The 23,063-nt window shown below is 45.1% G+C and carries 14 protein-coding genes and 1 pseudogene; 12 read left to right on the forward strand and 3 right to left on the reverse strand.

The annotated features are described in order from the left end of the window. Positions 1-87: 87 nt before the first annotated feature. The 9 genes from HC965_RS03395 to HC965_RS03435 all read left to right on the forward strand — a co-directional run bounded on the left by HC965_RS03395 (position 88) and on the right by HC965_RS03435 (position 14,563). A complete protein-coding gene (locus HC965_RS03395) occupies positions 88-1,443 on the forward strand; it encodes an SWIM zinc finger domain-containing protein (RefSeq protein WP_191030127.1) in 1,356 nt (451 codons plus the stop codon). Next, entirely contained in the window at positions 1,431-4,400 is a 2,970-nt protein-coding gene (locus tag HC965_RS03400) for a DUF6493 family protein (RefSeq protein ID WP_191030128.1), read from the forward strand. Before HC965_RS03395 ends, HC965_RS03400 begins: the two co-directional genes overlap by 13 nt. A 12-nt stretch (positions 4,401-4,412) precedes the next feature. Then, entirely contained in the window at positions 4,413-7,289 is a 2,877-nt protein-coding gene (locus HC965_RS03405; protein WP_191030129.1) for a DUF6493 family protein, read from the forward strand. 43 nt (positions 7,290-7,332) lie between these two features. Then, the gene (locus HC965_RS03410) at positions 7,333-8,103 is read left to right on the forward strand and encodes a M15 family metallopeptidase (protein WP_191030130.1); all 771 of its coding nucleotides are present in this window, start codon (positions 7,333-7,335) and stop codon (positions 8,101-8,103) included. Positions 8,104-8,154: 51 nt separating this feature from the next. Then, complete coding sequence (locus tag HC965_RS03415) at positions 8,155-9,342, forward strand: SAM-dependent methyltransferase (RefSeq protein ID WP_191030131.1); 1,188 nt, start codon at positions 8,155-8,157, stop codon at positions 9,340-9,342. 48 nt (positions 9,343-9,390) lie between these two features. Beyond that, on the forward strand, positions 9,391-10,038 hold the full coding sequence (locus tag HC965_RS03420) for a hypothetical protein (protein ID WP_191030132.1): 648 nt from the start codon (positions 9,391-9,393) through the stop codon (positions 10,036-10,038). A gap of 17 nt (positions 10,039-10,055) precedes the next feature. Next, complete coding sequence (locus tag HC965_RS03425) at positions 10,056-10,523, forward strand: hypothetical protein (protein WP_191030133.1); 468 nt, start codon at positions 10,056-10,058, stop codon at positions 10,521-10,523. 136 nt (positions 10,524-10,659) lie between these two features. Then, a complete protein-coding gene (locus HC965_RS03430; protein WP_191030134.1) occupies positions 10,660-13,470 on the forward strand; it encodes a TonB-dependent receptor in 2,811 nt (936 codons plus the stop codon). 163 nt (positions 13,471-13,633) lie between these two features. Continuing rightward, positions 13,634-14,563 (forward strand): metallophosphoesterase, encoded by a 930-nt coding sequence (locus HC965_RS03435; protein WP_135039159.1) that lies wholly within the window; start codon positions 13,634-13,636, stop codon positions 14,561-14,563. Positions 14,564-14,643: 80 nt separating this feature from the next. On the opposite strand, the gene HC965_RS03440 is transcribed toward HC965_RS03435, so the two are convergent. After that, positions 14,644-16,500 (reverse strand): mechanosensitive ion channel family protein, encoded by a 1,857-nt coding sequence (locus HC965_RS03440; RefSeq protein WP_191030135.1) that lies wholly within the window; start codon positions 16,498-16,500, stop codon positions 14,644-14,646. 129 nt (positions 16,501-16,629) lie between these two features. Between HC965_RS03440 and HC965_RS03445 the strand changes: the two genes are divergently transcribed. Further along, the gene (locus tag HC965_RS03445) at positions 16,630-17,613 is read left to right on the forward strand and encodes a calcium/sodium antiporter (protein ID WP_191030136.1); all 984 of its coding nucleotides are present in this window, start codon (positions 16,630-16,632) and stop codon (positions 17,611-17,613) included. A gap of 69 nt (positions 17,614-17,682) precedes the next feature. Here HC965_RS03445 and HC965_RS03450 read toward each other — a convergent pair whose 3' ends face one another. Next, positions 17,683-19,251 carry a DUF4832 domain-containing protein gene (locus HC965_RS03450; RefSeq protein WP_191030137.1) on the reverse strand — a complete coding sequence of 523 codons (1,569 nt, stop codon included), beginning with the start codon at positions 19,249-19,251 and terminating at the stop codon, positions 17,683-17,685. A gap of 218 nt (positions 19,252-19,469) precedes the next feature. Here HC965_RS03450 and HC965_RS03455 point away from each other — a divergent pair, with 218 nt between their 5' ends. Together HC965_RS03455 and HC965_RS26830 are read left to right on the forward strand one after the other, a co-directional pair. Then, a complete protein-coding gene (locus tag HC965_RS03455; RefSeq protein ID WP_191030138.1) occupies positions 19,470-20,717 on the forward strand; it encodes a DUF2264 domain-containing protein in 1,248 nt (415 codons plus the stop codon). Between the two features lie 268 nt (positions 20,718-20,985). Then, positions 20,986-21,523 (forward strand): annotated as a pseudogene (locus HC965_RS26830) (hypothetical protein). 122 nt (positions 21,524-21,645) lie between these two features. On the opposite strand, the gene HC965_RS03460 reads toward HC965_RS26830, so the two are convergent. Further along, entirely contained in the window at positions 21,646-23,061 is a 1,416-nt protein-coding gene (locus HC965_RS03460; protein ID WP_191030139.1) for an arylsulfatase, read from the reverse strand. Between the last annotated feature and the right edge of the window lie 2 nt (positions 23,062-23,063).

The following is a 23,063-nucleotide window of genomic DNA, read 5'->3' on the forward strand; positions in this document are numbered from 1 at the left end:
TAATGTTAATCACTCAACTTCTTTTCTTCCTAAGAATAAATTTCTATATTTGGGGAATGTACAATCAAATTCCTATTTTATTAATCTATGGCTGATACAATCTCTTACCAATACGCCGCCCCTTCCGCACTGCAACGCTCTGCCGACCAGGATGAGCTATTCCTCGCCAAATACAGCGAAATTGAGAAAAAAGATGCTCCCTGTTTCTTTTGGGGGAAGTTGACACAACCTTATATGACAGCACGTTGTCTCATAGCCTTATCCAACGTTGTGCAATCCAGTTTCAATCTGACACCGGCACAACTTTCGATGCTGAAAGACCCGATTGTGACGGCAGGAAACAACCGCTTGCGTTTTGAAGGTTTTTCCAACTGTGCAGGTGTATATGCCAGAGTCGATGTGCTTCCCGATGGGCACGACGGGGAATTTCTGGAGAACGGAACGACGAATGTAGACTTCAATGCAGGGATGATTTCCGCTTTAGGCGGTATCGGCAGGCAAGAGAAAGTAGTAATGTCGGTCGGTCCAAAAGAAGTGGGACTATATAATAAAGGTGAGAAAGTAATAGAACGCAAAGTTCCCCTCCCTGTGAAATGGATAAAAGGGCTGACTACGGTACAAATTTATCAATCCGCAGCCGAACGGCTCTATTCTTTCAATCGCATACAGACTTTGCAACTCTTTCAGACTCTTCCGAAAAGTACCGTAAAATGCGACTATTATTTAGTGATGCGCGGTCAAAAACCCGCCTTTTCACCGGTGAAAAGTCTGAATTCCGTATGTATCGGCGGACTTCATCGTTTGCGGTTACTCGAGCCACTACTCCCGTTCGCTGATGAGTTGAGAGTCTTTGTCCACCCCACCATGCAATCGACTACCTGGCAACTCTATTTCGGCCCGGTTCGTTTCAGCCTTTCTCTCTCGCGGGAATGTTGGCGCGGTTTCTCCGGAGAAGGAGCCGCTTTGGATGCCTTGCTCGAAGACATTCCGGAAAGATGGATAGAAGCTATGGATAAATACAGCTATGCCAATCAACAGTTCAATCCTACCCTTTTTGCCATTGAGGAACATATCGACCTGGATAGGGTAGATTCCCTTTCGGCACGATTGGCGGCTATGGGACTACTAGGGTTCGATTTGGATGAAAACAGTTTCTTTTATCGCCGTCTGCCTTTCAAGACCGAACGGATTATGAATCTCAATCCCCGAATGGTGGCTGCGGAGAAACTCTTGGAAGAAGATAAAGTCGAAATTATATCGAACGACGGAAACCGGGTGGAAGCCCGTGTCGCAGGAAGCGGCGGAGTGAGACACACTGTCATTTTAGACAGGGAGAATGAGAAAGAACGTTGCACTTGCACCTGGTTCAGCAGTAATCAGGGAGAACGGGGAGCTTGCAAACATATTTTAGCGGTAAAGAAACTAGTACAATGGAAGAACTGAAAGACGAATTAGAGAAATTATCCAAGGCTTATGTGGATAATCCGGAGAATGAAGAGAAGATATTAATACCTTTTATCAAGAGATTACTCGAACTGCCGATGAAGGAACGGCGGAAACTCTTGCCTGTCATCAAGGATTTACGGTGGATAAAAAGCAGATTTGCAGGTTGTCTCAGTGAGACGCACTGTAAGCCGGCACAAGCACGTTTCCTGTCAGCTGTTCAATTTGTATGCGGTAATAAACGGGAAATAGACATGGCATATGACATGAAATTCGATATGCTCTGCAAATTACTCCCGCTATATTGCCCTGTGTGGTTGACTGATTTTATTAATGACGATAAAACCTGGTATGGCTTCGACCTCAATTATGAGGAACTTATGCAACTCATGGACATGGGGTACCTCAAAGAGCTTCATTCAGGACGCATCGCAAAAGTGCTTCCCTGGGTAACCCGTATAAGAAGCAAAAAACCCCAGGGAGACGATACTTTCAACAGTGATTTCCTGCTCAGGCGGGACATCACACTGAAAGAGCATATATGGGCACTCTTCGAGCACGAATCAGGCATCGGTTATCAGGACGATTGCGCAAAAGCTGCCTATAAAAAAGGAATCACGGCACGAGACGAAAGTATCAGCATTGCCCTCTACCGCTTTTCCCTTGACGGACATGTAGACAGAAACCGACTGTTAAAAGCAACACTTGCCACTTTTCATCGGAATTTCAAGAAAGACATGACAGGATGGTTTGCCGGATTTTTCGAAACATTGCAGCCCACTACCGAAGAACTACTGTCCCTACAAGAAGAAATGATGCAGGTATTCACTTCTTCCTACACGAAACCCGTCAATGTAATGCTGCAACAATTCAAGAAAATTGCAGCAGAAGACGGGTTCTGTTATCAGGAATTCGTAGAACGTGTAACCACTCTTTTCTTTTCGAGTCCCAAAAACTCGTTGCTCACTATTCATGCCATCTTCGAGAAAATCGCTACACAGCATCCCGAAATGAAAGAAGCATGCTGCATTGCTCTCTGCCAACTATTCCTAAAGAAAGACGAAAGCCTGCAAAGGAAAGCCGCCGGCTTTATTTCAAAATATGGGGACGCTTCCTCATCCGTTCTTCAAGAAACGCTGCAATCCTATCAACCGGAAATGTTTCAAAGCGTACAAGCAATTATCGCCACTTTCAATGCACAATCCACAAACAAGCCTAACAATACGAAAACAGCCAATGCCGGAGCTGCCAACTCAGAAACAATCAATGCTGAAGCAACAAATACAGCATCAAACGCAGCAACCGCAGACCATCCTTCCGCAGACTCTCTTTCCGAAGAACCCACTATGGAAGCTCTCCGCATTTGCAAGGAAGACAACCGTATCTCCTTTCCTGCCAACAAAGAAGATTTCCTATTCCAACTCAGCCGCTTGTTCGACATGGAAGACAGTTGGGAGATAGACACAACGATTGCAGCCATCATCACTTTCCATCCCCAACTGGATGAAGAAGATTTCAGCCGGATGGAGCCCATCTTCCAACGGGCATCCAACGCCGTTATCAACAGTTGGATAGCATACGAAGACCTTCTTGCCACCTTCCTCCTTGAATACCAACGCTTATGGGCACAGAAAGACACTTCGAAGACAGGAGTCTTGAGAAATATGTTCACCCGTCTGGAAGAAAGACTGAAAGGGATAGACTCAAACAGAGGAGCCTATGACGAACGCGCCTTCAAGCGGCTCGCCGACTGGAAACCGGGATACAGCGATGCAACCTGCTTCACCCCTATCCAAAAACTATGGCTGGACGTCATCCGCAGAGTTAAGGACGGCAGTACACTACCCCTGCTCTCCACTCCCACCCACACTCCGGCATACATACAAGCCACAGAACTTGTACGACGACTTGCCGCCTACCAAGCAGCAGATGCAAAACCCTGCACATGGGATTTCCAACTAGCTATTGCCCGCTGTGCCATGGAAGATAAAGAAGAAGCTATCGCTACCGCCCGGCAAGTATTGAAAAACGAATATCTGCACCTTTTCCTGTTCCTGCTGGATGAGAATACCATGCCCGAACCGCCTTACACCCACCAACCCGCCTGGGTAACAGCCGGACTGGTGAAATCGCCGGAAACAGAATTTGAAGCCTTCAAATCCTTCTCCTGCTGCACATTGCCACACAACTACCTGTCAGGAGACTATGAATGGAAAGAATTGAAATCGAAAGAAAAGCCATACGAGACAGATAGGCGCCTGCTCCAACTGGAGTTCTACAAATGGCATGAATATGCCGAACGCAACAGCCATCAATTATGGCAGGAGCATCTGATTCTTAACAGCAAATACAACATAGACGATTCCCGTTACATGGAACCGCTGCTATGCTGCTTTCCCAACCGTCCGGAACCGTTGATAGCTCAAATTATCTCCTGTTATCTATCTTTCGGCACTCCACAGGAAGACAGCAAACGCAGCATTGCCCACGCCCTGCGCATGCTTCTCTCTTTCCATTGCCCGCTCCGGGAAATGAGCTTGCTTCTATTAGGCGGCTCACTGCTCTTTGTCGACAAAACCGTCCGTTCCTATGCAGCAGAATTATGGATAGAAGGACTCACCGCAGGAAGAATAAACAACCGCCGGACAGGCGAAATCCTGGCACGCCTCATCAGTATGGAACTTGCACCGCTCAAACGTTTCACCACACAAGTGTATGAAAGCATGTACAAGCGAAGCACCTTTCACAACCATCAACTGGAAGAACTGCTCACCGTACTTATCTGCGGACTACCCGACAAACCTGTCACCGGACTCAAACAGCTACTCGAACTTCACCTCGAACTGCTGTCCAACAACCACAGCAGGATTACGGACGAACAACTCCGCCAACGCCTGCAAGAATGGACAGCGAGCAGCAATCTGAAGAAAGTAATCACTTCACTGAACAACTTATAATACCTCCTGAATATGACCATAGAAGAACGTCTCAAAGAAATAGTAGAAAAAGGACAGGGCGATGCCATCATCCCCTTTCTACAAGGATTAACGCAGGAAGAACGAAGAAGTCTCGTCCCCTGTCTCAATAAATTGGAAGATTATTACAGTAAATTCGTCCAACTCAACAAGAACACATACGGTACACGCGGAACTCCCGCCCAGCATCGTATCATCAACCTTACCGCCCTCGTCATCTACACTCTGAAAGAATTCCGTAAATACGAATGGGGAATAAATGTAAATCAACTGAAAGAATTGATTCCATGGCACATTCCTTCCTGGCTGGATAACTTCTTCAAAGAAGGTGAAGGAAAAGAGTTCGATGGTTTCTCCGGAATGGATTATGAACTACTGATGGACTGGCTGGAACAGGGAGTCCTCAAAGTCTCTCCCACTCCGCAGACCATAGCAGGCTATCTGGTAAGCTACATCAACACCACCGCCATATTGCTAAAACGTGAAATCACACTAAAAGAGCACATCTGGTATCTCTTTGAGTCCGACTGCGGCCAAAACTGGATGGACAAGAAAAATGGAAGTTTTACCTATTATCCTTATAAATATCTCATCGAGAATGGAAAAATAGACCGTATGCGTGTGCTGCGGGAATCCTTGTTAGCTACCAACCGAAACCTGAACAAGAACTTATGCGGATGGTTCGCCGGTATGTTTGCAGCACTCGAACCCAGCGTAGAAGAACAACTGGCATTACAACCGGAAATATTTGCTGTCTTGTCCGCTCCCCACAGTCGCCCGATAAATGTCATACTCGGAGTTCTGAAAGACCTGTGCAGCCATCCCCAATTCCAGACAGAAGAGTTTCTAAGCCAAACTTCCGTCCTGTTTGCTTCGGATGTCAAAGCAATCCATCAAAACACACTCGCCATCCTCAGCAAACTGGCAAAAGAGAGGAAAGAATACCGCGACGCCATCTGCTGTGCCGCCGCGCAAGGGCTTATGAGCCGTGAAGAATCTATCCAAAGCAAAATAGTAAAACTGATTCAGACCTATGGAGACACAGAGTCAGTAACATTAAAAGAGGCACTTTCCGTTTATGAGGATACCATATTGACCGGTATCAAAAAAGAATTGAAGCCTTACTTAGAAGACAGCGCACCGGATACTATCGCTGTTGTAAATCCGGACGCTCCTATGGCTTCCCTCACTTATGAGCCTATACCGCCCATCGTCGGCGAAGAGAACCGGATACCGGAAATCACCTCTACCGAAGACCTGATATTTTTAGCCAGCCAAGTGTTGGAAGTAAACGAAGTGTATCACTTCGAACAGTTTATCAGTTCGCTGATACAATGGGACGGCCAACTGGAAGCCGGGCAAGTCCCCCAATGGACACCCATTCTACAACGTGCCTATAAACTGATTCTAAGCGGTGGAAATTCCCGCACCGGCGTATTGGATGATATGATGGCAACTTTCCTCATCGACTATTCAAAGCTACTAATCAGGCGTTTCCCCGAAGAAGGGAAAGAACTGAAAGTCCTGCACGAGAAAATGGTACAGCAAGACGAAGTACAACGGGGAGCATGGGGATTCCGTGATTTAAAATCACGCACTATCCGCAAAAAAATAAATAAGAAAGTAGAGCATCCCGTACACAGGCAACTGCTATGTCATACTTTAGACGTTCTCGAAAGCAACAATCCCCGTTTACCGTTGCTCTCCATGCCTACACATACGCCTATGTTTATCGACCCGGCAGTTCTCATACAGCGACTGAAGCAATACCAACAGGCAAATGTCGAACCCGATAGCCTGGATATGCAGATAGCACTGTCCCGCACCGCATTGGATAATACCTCGCAATTACTCCCTATCATTCCACAAGAGCTGGAAGGAGAATACCGCAATCTGCTTCTTTTCCTGTTTGGTGAGAAAGAAGCTGTTCCCCAAGCTCCCTTCACGCATCCTTCATGGTGGATGACAGCAGGGCTTATCAAATCACCGGAAACGATTTATCCCGAATTCAAGGATTTCCTCTACAACCAGAGTCCGCGCCAATTTCTGACCGGAAACTTCACATGGAGAACCTATCAGGAATCTAATTCATATACAGATTACAATAAAAAAGAGGTAACATGGTTTTCTTCGACACTCAGCTTCGATATGCCGACAGGACTGAATGCCCGGATTATCAACAAAGGTAAATATGACGAGAGAGTAGAATATCATTCGTATGACCCGCATCCGTTGTTGGTGGAAATATATCCTCAGATACAGCATTTCGACGAAATAGTAAATGATTTGCCACGCCTGCTATGGCTGTCACCCAATTCTCCGGAACCATTATTGGTATGGTGTATTCGCCAAGCCATATATGACCCGATGTTAAATGAAGTGAGAGAAATCAACATGACCCGGACTACCATAGAGACATTCCATCAGTTCAGACATACATGGCACGAGATATCTTATCTCCTGGAAGCCACTTGTATGTTGGTAGCAGACAAAACCAGTCGTGCCTACGCTGCCGAAATATGGATAGAGCGTGCAAACACAGGATGCATAGACAGCTCACGCATAGGCAGGGTTCTAGGCTCGCACCAATGCACTGGATGGGGACCTCTGAAAAGATTAACCGACCTGATACAGCAACAGATGATGAACGTCAGTCCGCTGCACAACCGGGAACTGGAAAAACTACTGACCGCAATGCTTGCCGAACTTCCTGAAAAGCCTATCAAGGATTTAAAGAAACTATTGGAAATCTATGCGGAAATACTTTCTATCAATAACAGCAAAGCGGAAGATGAACGTGTCTTACGTCTGCTGGATGTATGGAAAGGAGTAGCCAATCTGAAAAAAGCAGTTCAGAATATCAAATGCTAAAAGCAAAAAAGAGTACCTTTGCCGCCGTAAAAACAAAAGTACAATGAGATTTCTGAAACACTGTTTGCCTGCTTTTTTTGTTCTGCTGATGTGGTGTTCCTGTATTTCCGGGACAAAGGAAGGAAAGGATTCCACAAAAGCAGGGACTGAATATATAGATACCGTACAAGTCAGCGAAACCGTTCTTCCCGCCCCGCAGCCGGAGAAAAGTCCGATGGCTCGCTATATGGATTCTTTAGGACTGGTAGACGTGACCGAACTTGACAGCAGTCTTGTCGTGAAGTTGATGTACACACAAGCGGATAATTTCACAGGAGAGGTTCTTTACGATGATATGTCGGAAGCCTATCTGCACCCGGATGCGGCACACGCTCTTGTAAAAGCACAAAGAGCACTGAAAGAGCTGCATCCATCGTATAGTCTCCTTATTTATGATGCCGCACGCCCGATGTCCGTACAAAAAAAGATGTGGAATGTAGTGAAGGGGACGTCTAAGTACAGATACGTTTCCAATCCGAATAATGGCGGCGGGCTTCACAATTACGGGTTGGCAGTAGATATCAGTATTCAGGACTCTTTAGGCCAACCGCTACCCATGGGAACGAAAGTAGACCACTTGGGTGCAGAAGCCCATATCACTCAGGAAAGCGAACTGGTACGCAACGAAAAAATGAGTGAAACAGAACGGCAGAACCGGATACTGTTGCGTAAAGTAATGAAAGAAGCCGGATTCCGTGCATTGCCCAGTGAATGGTGGCATTTCAACTTTTGCAGCCGGGACGTAGCCAGACAGAAGTATAAATTAATACCATAAACCGTTACTTAACGGTTCATCGTACTATCACAATAACGTAATAATACCCTTATGCAAATCTCCCCCGAAACTCAACAATTCATCCGCGAACACCTATCGGACAATGTACGCACCCTAGCTCTGCAAGCTAAAAAGTACCCGGACGTGGATATGCCGGCTGCCATCACTCAAATTGCAGGACGACAGACCGCTGCCGAGAAAATCCCGTCGTGGAAGGAGATAGAAGATATATGGTATCCGAAACATCTGTCATTGGAACAATGTTCTTCGGAAATCACCGCACGCTACAAGGCAAGTCTCCTGCAAGGCGACTCTCTGACCGACCTTACCGCAGGATTCGGAATAGACTGTTCTTTCCTTGCTGCGGGATTCCAATCAGTCACTTACGTAGAGCGCCAGGAAGAACTTTGCGAAATAGCGGCACACAACTTCTCCATACTCAACCTAAACCATATAACCGTCAGAAACGAGGACGGAGTAGACCATCTGAAAGCAATGTCCCCCGTAGACTGTATCTTCCTCGACCCTGCCCGCCGCAACGAGCACGGTGGTAAAACCGTCGCCATCTCCGACTGTGAACCGGATGTCGCCGAACTGGAAGAACTCTTACTAAGCAAGGCCAACCGAATCATGGTTAAGCTCTCCCCCATGCTCGACCTCACATTAGCACTGAAAGAGCTGGAATATACGCAAGAAGTACATATCATATCCGTCAATAACGAATGCAAAGAGCTACTGTTATTACTCGGACAGAACCCGCCGGCAGAAGTCCCCATCCACTGCGTAAACCTCTCCACAAAAGGAGAACAGGAAGAACAGCACTTCGTATTCACCCGTGAACAGGAGCAGCGTAGTGAATGCACCTACACGGATGCATTAGAAAACTATCTGTATGAGCCGAATGCATCCCTTCTGAAAGCCGGTGCTTTCCGCAGTATTGCCACGAAATATCCGGTAAAGAAACTGCATCCCAACAGCCATCTTTATACTTCCGATACACTGATTACCGACTTTCCCGGAAGAATCTTCCGCATTGTCAGCCAATGCAGTTTCAATAAGAAAGAAATAAAAGAAAGTCTGGCAGACCTGAAGAAAGCGAACCTCACCGTCCGCAACTTTCCGGCTACTGTGGCGGAACTACGCAAACGCATCAACCTTGCAGAAGGGGGAGATACCTACTTATTTGCCAGCACATTAAATAATGGGCAAAAAATTCTGATTCGTTGTGAGAAGTTCTAATATATTTTCTACTTTTGTAAAAAAGACGCATTATCTAAACTAATCTATATGAAGCAAACACTGATAAAAGCGATTTTATTATTCATCGTGCTCACCTGCCACTCTTCTCTCTTCGCACAAAGGGATTTCAAGAGACACGAGTTCACCTTTCATGCGGGCTATGGTGTTATGCTCCATAATCCCCCCTCACTGACACTGACCACCCATAGTTACCAACGCGACCTCGCGCAAGGCGTAAGCTGGAATGGCCAATATACTTTCCGTCCTCTCAAACGCTTTGTTTTCGGCGCAATCTACTCCGGTTTCTCCTCTAAAGGTAGTCATCCCGAAGGGAAAGACCACTTATGGACTCATTTCATGGGTGCTCAGATTGGTATGTGCAATGCTTATACAAAGCATTGGCAAGTTCGTGTGGAAACCGGTCCCGGTGTAGTATTTCTACGAAACAACAGTCAGGTATTCGGCAAAACACGAAAAGTCAACGCTTGCAGTATCGGACTTCTTACCCAAGCCAATGTCAGCTATAAACTGACTCCCAATGTAGGAATCGGACTGGGAGTACAATATATGTTCAGCGGACTTTTCAAGATGAGGTCTCATTATCATGGAGAAACGATTGATATAAAATTGGACTCAGATAATGACTCAAACCTCACACGACTGAATATAACTACGGGATTATCCTACTATTTCTAACATTTATTGTAATAGCCATGAAGAAATCAATACTCATCCTTCTCACTATCCTCAGTTTTTGGAGCTGCATGGAAGATGACACAATCGATATCACAGTTCTGCCCCCCGCCACAACTACGGGTACCGATACATTCGGCTGTCTTGTAGACGGCTGGATTTATGTAGGCGGACGATACCTTGGATGGGGACACTCGAACGCATGGACTCACGACTCATTCCGCTATAACGAAGAAGAGGATAAACTATCCGTTTCCGTCACTGTGAAGCCTGCAATCAGCATCCATTTTACCCTGTTATCGCCTAAAGAAGGCAAAGAATCAACGATTACGGACGTGCGGTTCGAAGGGGAAGAGTTGGAAGACGGCATAGCCTTTATAAGCCGCTTCGACACGAATAAGCGAATAATCAGCGCGACATTCGGCAATGGCGAACGTCTCACTAACGGACGTTTTGATATTCATTACGCCATACCCGGAAGCGATTAACCGTTCAAGCCGATAGTCTCACAAATGTTGTAATACAAACGTAGCATATTTGTTACGCGTTATTCAAGTAACTGTAAAGAGTAAGAAACCTTAACTCTCTACTTTTGCGGCAAATAATTAACGCACGCTAACATTTATGAAACGACTTTTAAAATTAGTCCCATTCGTTCTTTTAGTCATGAGCACCTGCGGTAACACTTTTGCAGAAGAAAAAGTGAACGTAGTGAAGCAAGGTACTATCCGCGGACGCATTGTGGATACTTCCAAACAGATTCTTCCGGGAGCATCCATCTACATCGAAAAGCTACACACCGGAGTGACCAGTGACATCAACGGTTACTACACTTTCGCCAATCTTACTCCGGGCACATACACAGTAAAAGTCAGCTACGTAGGCTACTCGCCTGTTGAAATGAAAATCACCATTCCTGCCGGAAAGACACTCGAAAAAGACGTGATACTCAATGAAGGGCTCGAATTGCAGGAAGTAGTGGTAGGCGGAGCTTTCCAGGGACAACGCCGCGCCATCAATGCGCAGAAAAACAATCTTGGAATCACCAATGTAGTTTCAGCCGACCAGGTAGGTAAATTCCCCGATTCCAATATCGGCGATGCCCTGAAACGTATCAATGGTATTAATGTGCAATACGACCAGGGCGAAGCCCGTTTCGGACAAGTGCGCGGTACTTCCGCCGACCTTAGTTCCGTCACCATCAACGGAAATCGTCTCCCTTCTGCCGAAGGTGATACACGCAACGTACAACTCGACCTTATCCCTGCCGATATGATACAAACAATCGAAGTCAGCAAAGTGGTTACTTCGGATATGGACGGAGACGCCATCGGCGGGTCTATCAACCTCGTTACGAAAAGCACTCCCTACAAACGAATGTTCAGTGCCACAGCAGGAACCGGATACAACTGGATAAGCGAAAAAGCCCAACTGAACCTGGGACTTACCTATGGCGACCGTTTCTTCAACAATAAGTTAGGAATGCTGGCAGCTATCTCTTATCAGAATGCTCCGGGAGGTTCTGACGATGTAGAATTTGAATACGACGTCAACAAGCAAGGGGAAGTGGTCATGGTGGAAGCACAAAAACGCCAGTACTACGTGACCCGCGAACGCCAAAGCTATTCACTGGCTTTCGACTACGATATAAACCCGAACCACCGGCTGACACTGCAAGGTATCTACAACCGCCGCCATGACTGGGAAAACCGTTACCGGGTGACCTACAAAGACCTGGACAAGACCGGACTGGATGACAAAGATAAAATGCAGCAAGCCGCCCAAATAGAAACCAAAGGGGGCACGCCCGATAACAGAAACGCACGCCTGGAACTTCAACAGACTATGGACTTCAGCCTGGGTGGGGAACACCAATTCGGCAAGCTGTCTGTGGATTGGGGCGCATCCTATGCACGTGCCAGCGAAGACCGTCCGAACGAAAGATATTTCAACCTGAAACAGGACTTCCTCGGGTTCAACGTTGTAGACGCAGGCGGCCGTTTCCCGTATGTGACAACAGACGTAAGCCTGCACAACGGAGAAGTGAACGGTGAAAGAGGAAAATGGAAAGTAAAGGAGCTGACCGAAAGCAACCAGGAAATCTATGAAAATGACCTGAAATTCAAAGTCAACTTCGAACTGCCACTCACAAACGGTATCTACGGAAACAGCCTGAAGTTCGGAGCCAAATACGCATCCAAGACCAAAGACCGTGACGTGACCTGTTATGACTATGCGGATACCTACAAAGATACGTACAACACTGAATACATGAATAACCTCAGCAGCCAGATTCGCGACGGTTACATGCCGGGCAACCAGTACAAAGCAACTGATTTCGTATCCAAAGAATACCTGGGTTCACTCGACCTGAAGAATATGGAAGGTGAACAGGTACTCGAAGAGTCTTCCGGCAACTACCACGCCAAAGAGAACATCACTTCCGCCTTCTTTCGCTTCGACCAAAATCTTGGAAAGAAGATAAAACTGATGCTGGGATTGCGTATGGAAGCTACCCATATCAAATACAACGGCTGGAACTGGAACGTAGATGAAAACGAAGACGAAAGTCTTGAACCTACCGGAAACCACAAGAACAACTATGTCAACTGGCTTCCCAGCGTATTATTCAAATATGATGTAACGGATGATTTCAAAGTCCGCGCTTCTTTCACCGAGACATTGAGCCGTCCCAAATATTCTGCGCTGATTCCATGCGTCAATATCAACCGCAGCGATAACGAGTTGGTCATGGGTAACTCCGACCTGACTCCCACCCTCTCTTACAACTTCGATTTAAGTGCAGACTATTACTTCAAGAGCGTCGGACTCGTCAGCGCAGGTATTTTCTACAAGAAAATCAATGATTTCATTGTAGAACAGGTAATCGGCGACTATACGTATCAAAATAACGAGTACAAGAAATTCACCCAGCCCAAGAATGCAGGCGACGCAGACTTGTTCGGTGTGGAACTTGCCTACCAACGCGACTTCAGTTTCATTGCTCCCGCGCTGAAATGTATCGGATTCTACGGCACATACACCTATACTCATACCAAGGTGAACAACTTCAACTTCGAAGGACGCGAAAACGAGAAAGACCTTTCACTGCCCGGCTCTCCCGAACACACTGCCAATGCTTCACTTTACTTTGAGAAAAAAGGTTTCAACGTACGTCTCTCCTACAATCATGCATCGAGCTTTATCGATGAGATGGGCGAAGTTGCCGCATTAGACCGTTATTACGATGCCGTAGATTACATGGACCTGAACGCCAGTTATACATTCGGCAAGAAAATAAAAACAACCTTCTATGCAGACGCTACCAACTTGTTGAATCAACCGCTTCGCTATTATCAGGGAACCAAAGACCGCACAATGCAGTCAGAGCATTATGGTGTAAAAATAAATGCCGGCGTAAAAATCAACTTCTGATACTCTCCGGTCATCGGATTCATTCCTTTAAAAGGAAACCCTCGTTCCTTTAAAAGAAACGGAGCGTTGGTTTAAAAGGAACAGCCCCTTCCTTTTAAAGGAACAAGCCGAAAGTCCGGGAGTAACAAACGATATATTATAAATCACTAATTACCAATAGAATATGAAGATTAAAAGTTTATTGATTCTCGTACTGATTTCCATTTGCAGCTTCGTCCAGGCACAGTTGGACTACTCTATATTTGACAAGAAGTTTAACTTCTATGTAGCAAATGATTTGGGACGCAACGGATATTACGACCAAAAGCCCATTGCCGAATTAATGGGTACGATGGGGGAAGAAATCGGCCCCGAATTTGTAGTGGCTACCGGAGATGTTCATCATTTCGAAGGAGTACGCAGTGTGAACGACCCTTTGTGGATGACTAACTACGAACTGATTTACTCTCACCCGGAACTGATGATTGACTGGTTCCCCGTCCTGGGAAATCACGAATATCGCGGCAACACGCAAGCCGTACTGGATTATACCCATGTCAGCCGTCGCTGGACAATGCCCGACCGCTACTACACCCGAACATTCGAAGACAACGGCGCTACTATCCGCATCGTATGGATAGACACGGCTCCGCTGATTGACAAATATCGCAATGAAAGCGATAAATATCCCGATGCCTGCAAACAGGACATCAACAAGCAATTATCATGGTTGGAATCCGTACTCGCCAATGCCAAAGAAGAATGGATTATCGTAGCCGGGCATCATCCCATCTATGCCTATACGCCGAAAGAAGAGAGCGAACGCCTGGATATGCAAAAACGGGTGGATTCCATCCTGCGGAAACACAAGGTAGATATGTATATCTGCGGACATATCCATAACTTCCAGCACATCCGTATTCCGGGAAGCGACATCGACTATATCGTTAATTCCGCCGCATCCCTGGCACGCAAAGTGCAACCTGTTGAAGGGACAAAATTCTGTAGCCCTGAACCGGGTTTCTCCGTCTGCTCCATCGACAAGAAAGAGCTCAACTTACATATGATAGATAAAAAAGGGAATATACTCTATACGGTCACCCGGAAGAAATAAGTTCCCTCAATGATATAAATTCTACTCTCAGTGAAAAAACACACGACGCAAGGTGTCTCTTTCGTGATGAAAGGGGCACCTTATACTTTATCGGTCTTATCTCCCTGTTCCGGCTGATTCGCAGGATCGCTATTTCTTAAATCATCTTTTGGAGTCGTCGTCTCGTTTCCATCCCGTACAGCCATGTAATGCGGTGACATGATTTCTATTCCCGCTTCATTGAACTTATCCTGGATATTCTGATACAAATCCGAATAAATTTGCGACATCCGGTTGGCATCCTTGATATAGGCATTAATCTGATAAACCGGATACCAGTCGCTCAGTGAAGTTTCAAGTACGAATGGACGCGGGTCGTCCACCACACCCGGGGTATTCAATGCCGCTTCAATCAGCAAAGGATTCACCCGTCGCCAGGGTATATCATAACCTATGGATACTTCAGTATGGATAATCAAACCATATTCACGTGCCGAAGTACTGTAATTCACCGTATGCGATGACATGATAAATGAATTAGGCACGGTGACCACTTCATTTTTAGGCGTACGGATACGGGTGACAAGGGGAGTTTTCTCTATAATATTTCCGATGGTATCGTTCAACTTAATCCGGTCGCCCATCTTAAACGGACGCATATAGGTAATCACCAGTCCGGCAATGATATTACCGATAACCGTACTTGAACCGAGCGAAACAATCAATCCGACAAAGACGGAGATTCCCTGGAACACACCGGAACTAGCCCCCGGCAGATAAGGGTAAATCATCGCAATCATAAATGCATAAAGCAGGAATCGGATGATATGGAAAGTCGGCATCGCCCAGTCCGGGTAGAAACCGTTAAATTTCAGGCGTCCCGCTTCTACCTCACGTGCCAGATAAAGTACCAGACGCACCAGATACTTCACCGCATACCAGATAACGATGATGGTGAACAACTTGGGAATATAGTCCACGATACTGACAAAGATACCCCGAATCGGATTCCATATATATCCCAGCAATCGGTATGCCAGCCCTTCTGTCTGCGGAAATATGATAAAAATAAGAGGAACGGTGAATAGCAGTTGCAACGCCATCAGTATATACCGCCCTACACTGGCGAGAAAGACTAACAGGTTGGCTTGCTTCTGCGTATCAAGCAATTCATATCCCTGGATGGAGACAGGCTTTATCTTCGTATCCTTCAAACGCAGGATGCGTGCTTTCAATTTGCGGAACAGCCAGTTTGTGAAACGGAAAAGCAGATACTGTCCGACAATCACCAGTACGAAATAAAGAATCCGCTTTGCCATCCGCCAAATGCTATGTTCAGCCTTCATCTCATGCAGTTTGGAGATAACGTTCTCCCGTCTCTCCTTGGCAAGGGAGTCGCGGGAAACACCTTCCCACAATGCATCCTGGTCTGTAAGGGAAAGCAGCACCTTATTGCCATACATCAAATCGGAGACAATATCCGAATGGTCGATAGAAACGGAATCGGGACGGAGATTGAAGCGTTTTCCCAGTTCCTCAACTGCGGCGCCTGTCATTTGCGCCCGTTGCTGGGGAGTGTATCCGCCACGTTTGGTAAAAAGATAGAATAAGGTATCGCCATCCGCCACTACAGGTATTCCCTTCGTGAACTGACGCAAAGAATCAATGCGCTGCCGTTGTTGCGCATACTTCACGGAATCGGCAGAAGCCATCTGAAGCTTCATCTGCTCCATCTCCATGCGCATATTCGCTTCATTGAGCCGGGCTTCTTCCAATGTCCTTTGCAAACCTGCCACATAGGCAGAGTCCGAATCCCGCTTCAAAGCGGTATGTGGCTCGGCTATGGTATCTCCGGCAAATATCTTTTTAACGGCTTGTTCCAGCTGTGCCTGCGCTCCCATTGCAAAGGAGGACACCAGCAACACCAGTACTAATCTTTTTATTCTATTTATTTCCATATCCTATTATTCGCAGATAGTGAATGAAGGTTAATCTCTTTTTTTAATTAAAACAGAGCAAACATACGGATTGTTTTTGACATATCAACTTCCAAAATGATTATCTTTGCCACCAAACGGATAAAAATTATGAATATATTGTTTCTTATAGGAGGACTTATCCTCATTCTTTTAGGAGCTAACGGATTAACGGACGGCTCGGCTTCAGTAGCCAAGCGCTTTCGTATTCCGCCCATCGTTATCGGGCTTACCATTGTCGCATTCGGTACTTCCGCCCCGGAACTGACAGTCAGTGTGTCTTCCGCCCTCAAAGGCAGCGCGGATATTGCCATAGGAAATGTGGTGGGGAGTAATATCTTCAATACATTGATGATTGTAGGTTGCACCGCCCTGTTTGCGCCGATTGTCATCACCCGGAATACACTAAGAAAGGAGATACCGCTCTGTATACTTTCTTCTGTCGTACTGCTCATCTGTGCCAATGATGTCTTTTTGGATAAAGCGTCGGAGAACGTCCTGAACAGGGTAGACGGTTTATTGCTACTTTGTTTCTTCGCCATCTTCATGGGATATACCTTCGCTATTGCCCGTACTCCGTCCACGCCTGTGGCAGGTGACGCGCCCGCTCCTCCTGCCGAAGAGGACGACATCAAATTGCTTCCCTGGTGGAAATCCACTCTTTATATTATCGGCGGTTTGGCCGCGCTTATTTATGGCGGGCAACTGTTCGTCAATGGAGCTACGGGCATCGCCCGCAACCTGGGTGTAAGCGAATCCATCATCGGACTGACACTGGTAGCCGCAGGAACTTCCCTGCCTGAACTTGCCACGTCCATCGTAGCCGCACTGAAGAAGAATCCAGAAATTGCCATCGGAAATGTTATCGGCAGCAATCTTTTTAATATCTTCTTCGTACTGGGATGCAGCGCCAGCATTACCCCGCTCCGCCTAAGCGGAATCACCAATTTCGACTTATTCACGCTGGTGGGTTCATGTGTCCTGCTTTGGTTCTTCGGGCTGTTCTTTGCCAAACGAACGATTACACGGATAGAGGGAAGTATCATGATACTTTGCTATGTGGCATATACGGTGGTGCTGATTTATAATACATAAAATCAGAAAAGCTTCCGGCATGACTACCGGAAGCTTTTTCATTCGTACTAACAAATTTGAAACTAACACTTATTTCACCTCAACATCAGTTAAGACATTCACGCCATATTTTCCATCTTCAGACACCCACCAGGCAGTATCACCATTTGCGCAATGGATAGCATAGCGGGGATTATATTTCAGCCTGTCCGACTCATCCGGTATCCACAAACCCAGTTTATACTCTCCGGGTACAACTGAATCCGGCAAATCAAGGGATAAACCGATGGAATGTGTCAATGATGTACAGGTAGTATCACCCGGTTGATACGGTTGCCAGTCCAACGGATTGGCTTCAGTCAGAAATTCCGTGACTTTTCCTTGATTATCAATCAATACAAAATAAACAGGGTGTTCTCCAAATACAGTAGCGAAGCCTCTGTTTACCAGGTTCAGATTCAACTGATTTTCTTTCCCTGATTGCAGTTTATCGGGTAATTGGAGAGATTGAAGTTCTATGCGGTAACCCAAATGGTCCCGTATATAATCGAACATATTACGCTCCACTTTCGTTCCGTCCTGCTTTTGGAAATAACTGTCCGATACAGGCATATGGTGCTGACGAAGGGAATCTTCCGTTATCATCGTTTTCTTCCATACTATCATGGAATATTCGGGAGGATTATTCTCGTCAAACCTGTTATTGGGATGTTGTTCCTTATAATTATGGATAATGCTCAAGGAAGTATAATGTTGAAGGAACAGGCGTCTTGCCGCTTGCAGACCATCAATAATCCATCCGGCAGAAGGGCTGTCGGGGTCTGCACCTACACTCCAAAATCCCCAGGGAAGTTCTCCGTCCACTACGAGAAAAGGCGATTCCGCCACAATCTGGTCGAACTTGGCAGTTCCTTCGTGCATATCTGCATCCCATCTGTCGGGACGTATGACAATAAAATCATCGTGAAACGAAAGTCGTTTATATAACTCCGGTTTATCCTTCAGCAGGTTCTTAAATTCAGGAAGTCTTACTTGTACGTTTCTTCCTTCGGGGACTACTGATAGCAGCTTCTCCAATACCGCAGTTTTTGTCTCTTCCGAGTTTTCCAATCCCTGGATAGAGCTATGCCATTCGCCCCACGCGCCGATCATTCCGGCTTGCACTACCAAAATCAAGTCTTTGTTTTTTTCCAGAAAAGGTTTCAACTGGTCCAAATGTTCCAGTATCTGTTCTCCGGTCGGCCCCGCAGCAGCCCTTCCCATAAAATCTCTTTCGTAGGCAAAACGCAACACGGCTTTCTTTCCCTGTTTCTGTAATTCATCAAAATACGTCTGCATAGTCTGGAAATTCTCTTCAGACAATTTCTCTCCTATCAGATAAGTAAGATAGAAATAACTTTGGGCAAGCGAGACGCTATCCGCCACATACTTTTCTGACAGCTCCAGCAATTCTTTTGTAGGAGTATCTTTCTCGTGCAGCACATCTACCGCCGTCTCCAGTCGGAATCCTCGCCCGGGATTATAGAGTCCGTTTTCACCATGCGTGTCATCTACACAGATTCCGCGAAACTCGACCGTCCGCCGGGAATCACCGCAACCGCTTGCCATCAAGGCAAACAAAGCAGCCATCACACTGCCATACATCCAATTCTTCTTCATAGTAATATTTCGTTTGCCGGCAAATATATAACAAATAGGGATATAATGCCCCCTCACAAGTCATTTCGCACAGTAAAGTATCAGTTTCGGATAAATAACGCAAAAGTATTAGAGAATGCTAAGATTGTATTTGTCCCTCCAACGGAATTGCGCTACCTTTGCCTTTGTCACAAAGAATTGTGTCTCAATAATATTTGTCTCAATAAAGAAAGTAATACATGAAGAAACAGAATTGGCTACTCTTACTTATCATTCTCCTGCTTCCGGCAGAAAGTATCATTGCTAAAAAGAAAGCGGAAAAAAGCGACAGGGAAATTTGGTGCGAAGTAATGTACCGGATGGCAGTTCCCGTACTAAGCAATATGAGCGAAGGTAAGTTAAAACAGAACATGCTTGTGGAACTAAGCCCGACGTGGGATGGACGCAATAAAGATGTCACTTATATGGAATGCTTCGGACGATTGATGGCAGGGCTAGCTCCCTGGTTATCATTGCCGGATGACGACACTGCCGAAGGAGTGCAACGCAAACAGCTTCGGGAATGGGCTTTGAGCAGTTATAAGCAAGCCGTCGACCCCACTGCGCCGGACTATCTGTTATGGCGTCAGGAAGGGCAGACATTGGTCGATGCAGCCTATATCGCAGAGAGCTTTCTAAGAGGTTACGATGCCCTATGGATTCCTTTAGACAGTCTGACCAAACAGCGTTATATCAATGAATTTACCCAACTCAGACGAGTTGACCCGTCATATAGCAACTGGTTATTGTTCAGTGCAACTGTCGAATCGTTCCTTCGAAAAGCAGGTGCGCCCAGCGACACCTACCGCATCAGTTCTTCTTTACGAAAGATAGAAGAATGGTATGTAGGTGACGGCTGGTATTCGGATGGCCCCCACTTCGCATTCGATTATTATAATAGTTTCGTGATACACCCCATGTATATAGAAGCCCTGGAGATATTCACCGAAGCCGGCAAACATAAAAAGATATGGAACATGCCCGGCTGCGATTACCACAAAGCAATAGCACGTGCCCAACGCTTCGGCATGATTCTCGAACGGCTTATTTCCCCGGAAGGAACTCTACCCGTTGTCGGACGTTCCATCACTTATCGCACGGGCTCCTTGCAAACGCTGGCATTACTTGCCTGGCGAAACTGGCTTCCCGAAGAACTGTCAAACGGCCAGGTACGTGCCGGCATGACAGCCGTCATCAAACGTATGTTTGGCAACAACCGCAATTTCAACGAAAAAGATTTCCTCACGCTAGGTTTCAACGGTTCGCAACCCGGCATTTCGGATTATTACACCAATAATGGAAGTTTATATATGGCTTCACTCGCTTTCCTTCCGTTAGGTCTTCCCGCAGACGCTCCCTTTTGGACGGATGCTTCACGGTCCTGGACTTCGAAGAAAGCATGGGATGGAGAGGATTTTCCGAGGGTTCATTCTTATCATGAGGAATAATCAGTATTAAGCAATAGTTTCCAGTGCGACTGGAAACGATCTTTCATTATGCCTGGAAACTATTACTACTTTCTATTTCTTATAAATAATGCGAATCAATAGTTGAAATCACTATCTGATTCTGTTATTTAAAATGTTATTATTCAGTTAATCACCTCATATATTTCTTAACCTCCCCATTGAGAATCAGCATATTAGAAGAATAAGATCACTCATTATTCTAATTATGATTCCCAAGGAGAAAGAGTTGAAACTTATAAAAATATATATGTATATCTGCGATGTTTACCAGTTTTCATGCCAGCGATTCAGTAACAATGCCAATCCCCTCTTTACTGATGAGGAACTACTAACTGTATATCTGTTCTGCGAAGCATATCAACGTTACTTCAACATCAAAGATATATACATTCACTAAAGAATATCTGCTTTCATGGTTTCCTAATCTTCCTTCATATCAGACATTCAACTATCGGTTGAATCGGCTGAGTGGAGCGATTAACGAACTTGTAAAGCATCTCATTACATTTTTTAAACCAGAGGATTGCGATTCTATGACATCACTGATTGACTCTATACCCATTATAACCTGTGCAGGGAAGAACAAAATCGGGAAAGTAGCTACTGAAATAGCAAACAAAGGGAGAAGACACCACTATTATTCAAAGGGAGAAAGCTGGCAGAGACCTATCCTCGACAGCTGTTTCAAAGGTCAGACAACCCATAGAATCATTTTCAACTGGCTGAATGAGAAAACAAATATTCAAAGAGCAATGAAGAGTTCAACTACTGATTCGCATATATAAATAAAAAAACTACGAGAAGAATCCCGCAGTTTTCTATTTACACAATTTAATGTACAGTCCCCCTATTTAGAAAAGATGTCTCTATCCTAAACTTATTAGCTACAAGAATATATAATTTTACACTATTTCTCAAAGTTGAAGATAGTTGAAGAGGTACGAGCTCTATTCATTAGCATTTGTAGTTCACGCACAATTTCAGGATGCTGGTTTGCTATATCTTTACTCTCATTTACGTCTGTTTTTAAATTATATAGTTGAAATTTATCATCTCCTTTGATATTGTATACTACACCTTTCCAATCACCTTTTCTAATAGCTTTGCGTCCATTCATCTCGTGAAATTCCCAATATAAGTATTCATGTTTTTTTTGCTTGGGAATATTTTTGAGAGTCGGTAAGAATGAAATGCCATCTGTTTCGAAATAGATTTTGTCATTTAGAATATCTTTAACTGTTGGCAGTAAATCCCAGAATGCGGATATGTGATCTGTTTTTTGCCCAGGCTTTATGACATTGGGCCATTTGGCTATGAATGGGATCCGGATTCCGCCTTCATATAAATCGCGCTTAATACCTCGTAATCCTCCGGCACTATTAAAGTATTTCGGATCTGCGCCTCCTTCTGCATGTGGACCATTGTCGGATGTAAAAATAATAATTGTATTATTTTCGATATTCAGTTCTTTCAGGGTATTCATAATGTCCCCTACTTGTTTATCTAGTAGTGTGAGCATTGCGACAAATGCTGCGTGAGAGTCTTTCTGTGAACCATACCAACCATTTTTATAGTTGATACCATCATCACATCCTTTAAAAACTTTTTCAGGAAGATATTGGTTGATAAATGGCTCCATTTCTTGCTGCGGCAATTTTAACTCTGCATGAGGTAAAATAGTTGTATAAAAAAGACTAAATGGTTTATTCTTATTCTCTTTTATAAAATTGATAGCTTTATCATGAATTATATAAGGTGCATAGTCGTTTTCTCCGATTCCTGTATTACCGTCTAAAAAATACTTTGTCTGATTGTTCCATAAGTAGTAAGGGTAATAGTTATGAGCTGCCCTTTGGCAGTTATAGCCAAAAAACATATCTATCCCCTGATTGTTAGGATCTCCCTCGGAACCGGGAAATCCTAATCCCCATTTCCCGAATAATCCTGTAGTATAACCATGTTTTTTTAATAACTGAAATACATTGAACTGATCGGCTGGCAATGGATGTTGTCCTTCACCATCTGGCACTTCTTTGTTGCCTCTGATCGGAGTGTGCCCAGTATGTAGCCCTGTATACAAACAAGAACGTGAAGGGGCACTAACAGACGATCCGGAATAATGTTGAGTGAATACTATTCCTTGTTCTGCTAACTTGTCTATGTTAGGTGTTGAAAATTTAGTCTGTCCCATACAGCTTAAATCACCATATCCTAAATCATCCGAGAGAATAAAAATAATATTAGGAGGAGTTTCTTTATTTTGAGCCTGAAGACTGAGTGCGGTCAGTGTAAATATAGAGCTAATTGTAATTTGTTTTTTCATAT

It is taken from the genome of Bacteroides sp. GM023 (genome assembly GCF_014750685.1).
Classification (GTDB): domain Bacteria; phylum Bacteroidota; class Bacteroidia; order Bacteroidales; family Bacteroidaceae; genus Bacteroides.

Bases quoted from the DNA above. Each gene is read 5' to 3' on its own strand.
- HC965_RS03420 (WP_191030132.1), top strand. From the start codon at position 9,391: ATGAAGCAAACACTGATAAAAGCGATTTTATTATTCATCGTGCTCACC.
- HC965_RS03440 (WP_191030135.1), bottom strand. From the start codon at position 16,500: ATGGAAATAAATAGAATAAAAAGATTAGTACTGGTGTTGCTGGTGTCC.
- HC965_RS03450 (WP_191030137.1), bottom strand. From the start codon at position 19,251: ATGAAGAAGAATTGGATGTATGGCAGTGTGATGGCTGCTTTGTTTGCC.
- HC965_RS03430 (WP_191030134.1), top strand. From the start codon at position 10,660: ATGAAACGACTTTTAAAATTAGTCCCATTCGTTCTTTTAGTCATGAGC.
- HC965_RS03400 (WP_191030128.1), top strand. From the start codon at position 1,431: ATGGAAGAACTGAAAGACGAATTAGAGAAATTATCCAAGGCTTATGTG.
- HC965_RS03410 (WP_191030130.1), top strand. From the start codon at position 7,333: ATGAGATTTCTGAAACACTGTTTGCCTGCTTTTTTTGTTCTGCTGATG.
- HC965_RS03425 (WP_191030133.1), top strand. From the start codon at position 10,056: ATGAAGAAATCAATACTCATCCTTCTCACTATCCTCAGTTTTTGGAGC.
- HC965_RS03445 (WP_191030136.1), top strand. From the start codon at position 16,630: ATGAATATATTGTTTCTTATAGGAGGACTTATCCTCATTCTTTTAGGA.
- HC965_RS03460 (WP_191030139.1), bottom strand. From the start codon at position 23,061: ATGAAAAAACAAATTACAATTAGCTCTATATTTACACTGACCGCACTC.
- HC965_RS03395 (WP_191030127.1), top strand. From the start codon at position 88: ATGGCTGATACAATCTCTTACCAATACGCCGCCCCTTCCGCACTGCAA.
- HC965_RS03415 (WP_191030131.1), top strand. From the start codon at position 8,155: ATGCAAATCTCCCCCGAAACTCAACAATTCATCCGCGAACACCTATCG.
- HC965_RS03405 (WP_191030129.1), top strand. From the start codon at position 4,413: ATGACCATAGAAGAACGTCTCAAAGAAATAGTAGAAAAAGGACAGGGC.
- HC965_RS03435 (WP_135039159.1), top strand. From the start codon at position 13,634: ATGAAGATTAAAAGTTTATTGATTCTCGTACTGATTTCCATTTGCAGC.
- HC965_RS03455 (WP_191030138.1), top strand. From the start codon at position 19,470: ATGAAGAAACAGAATTGGCTACTCTTACTTATCATTCTCCTGCTTCCG.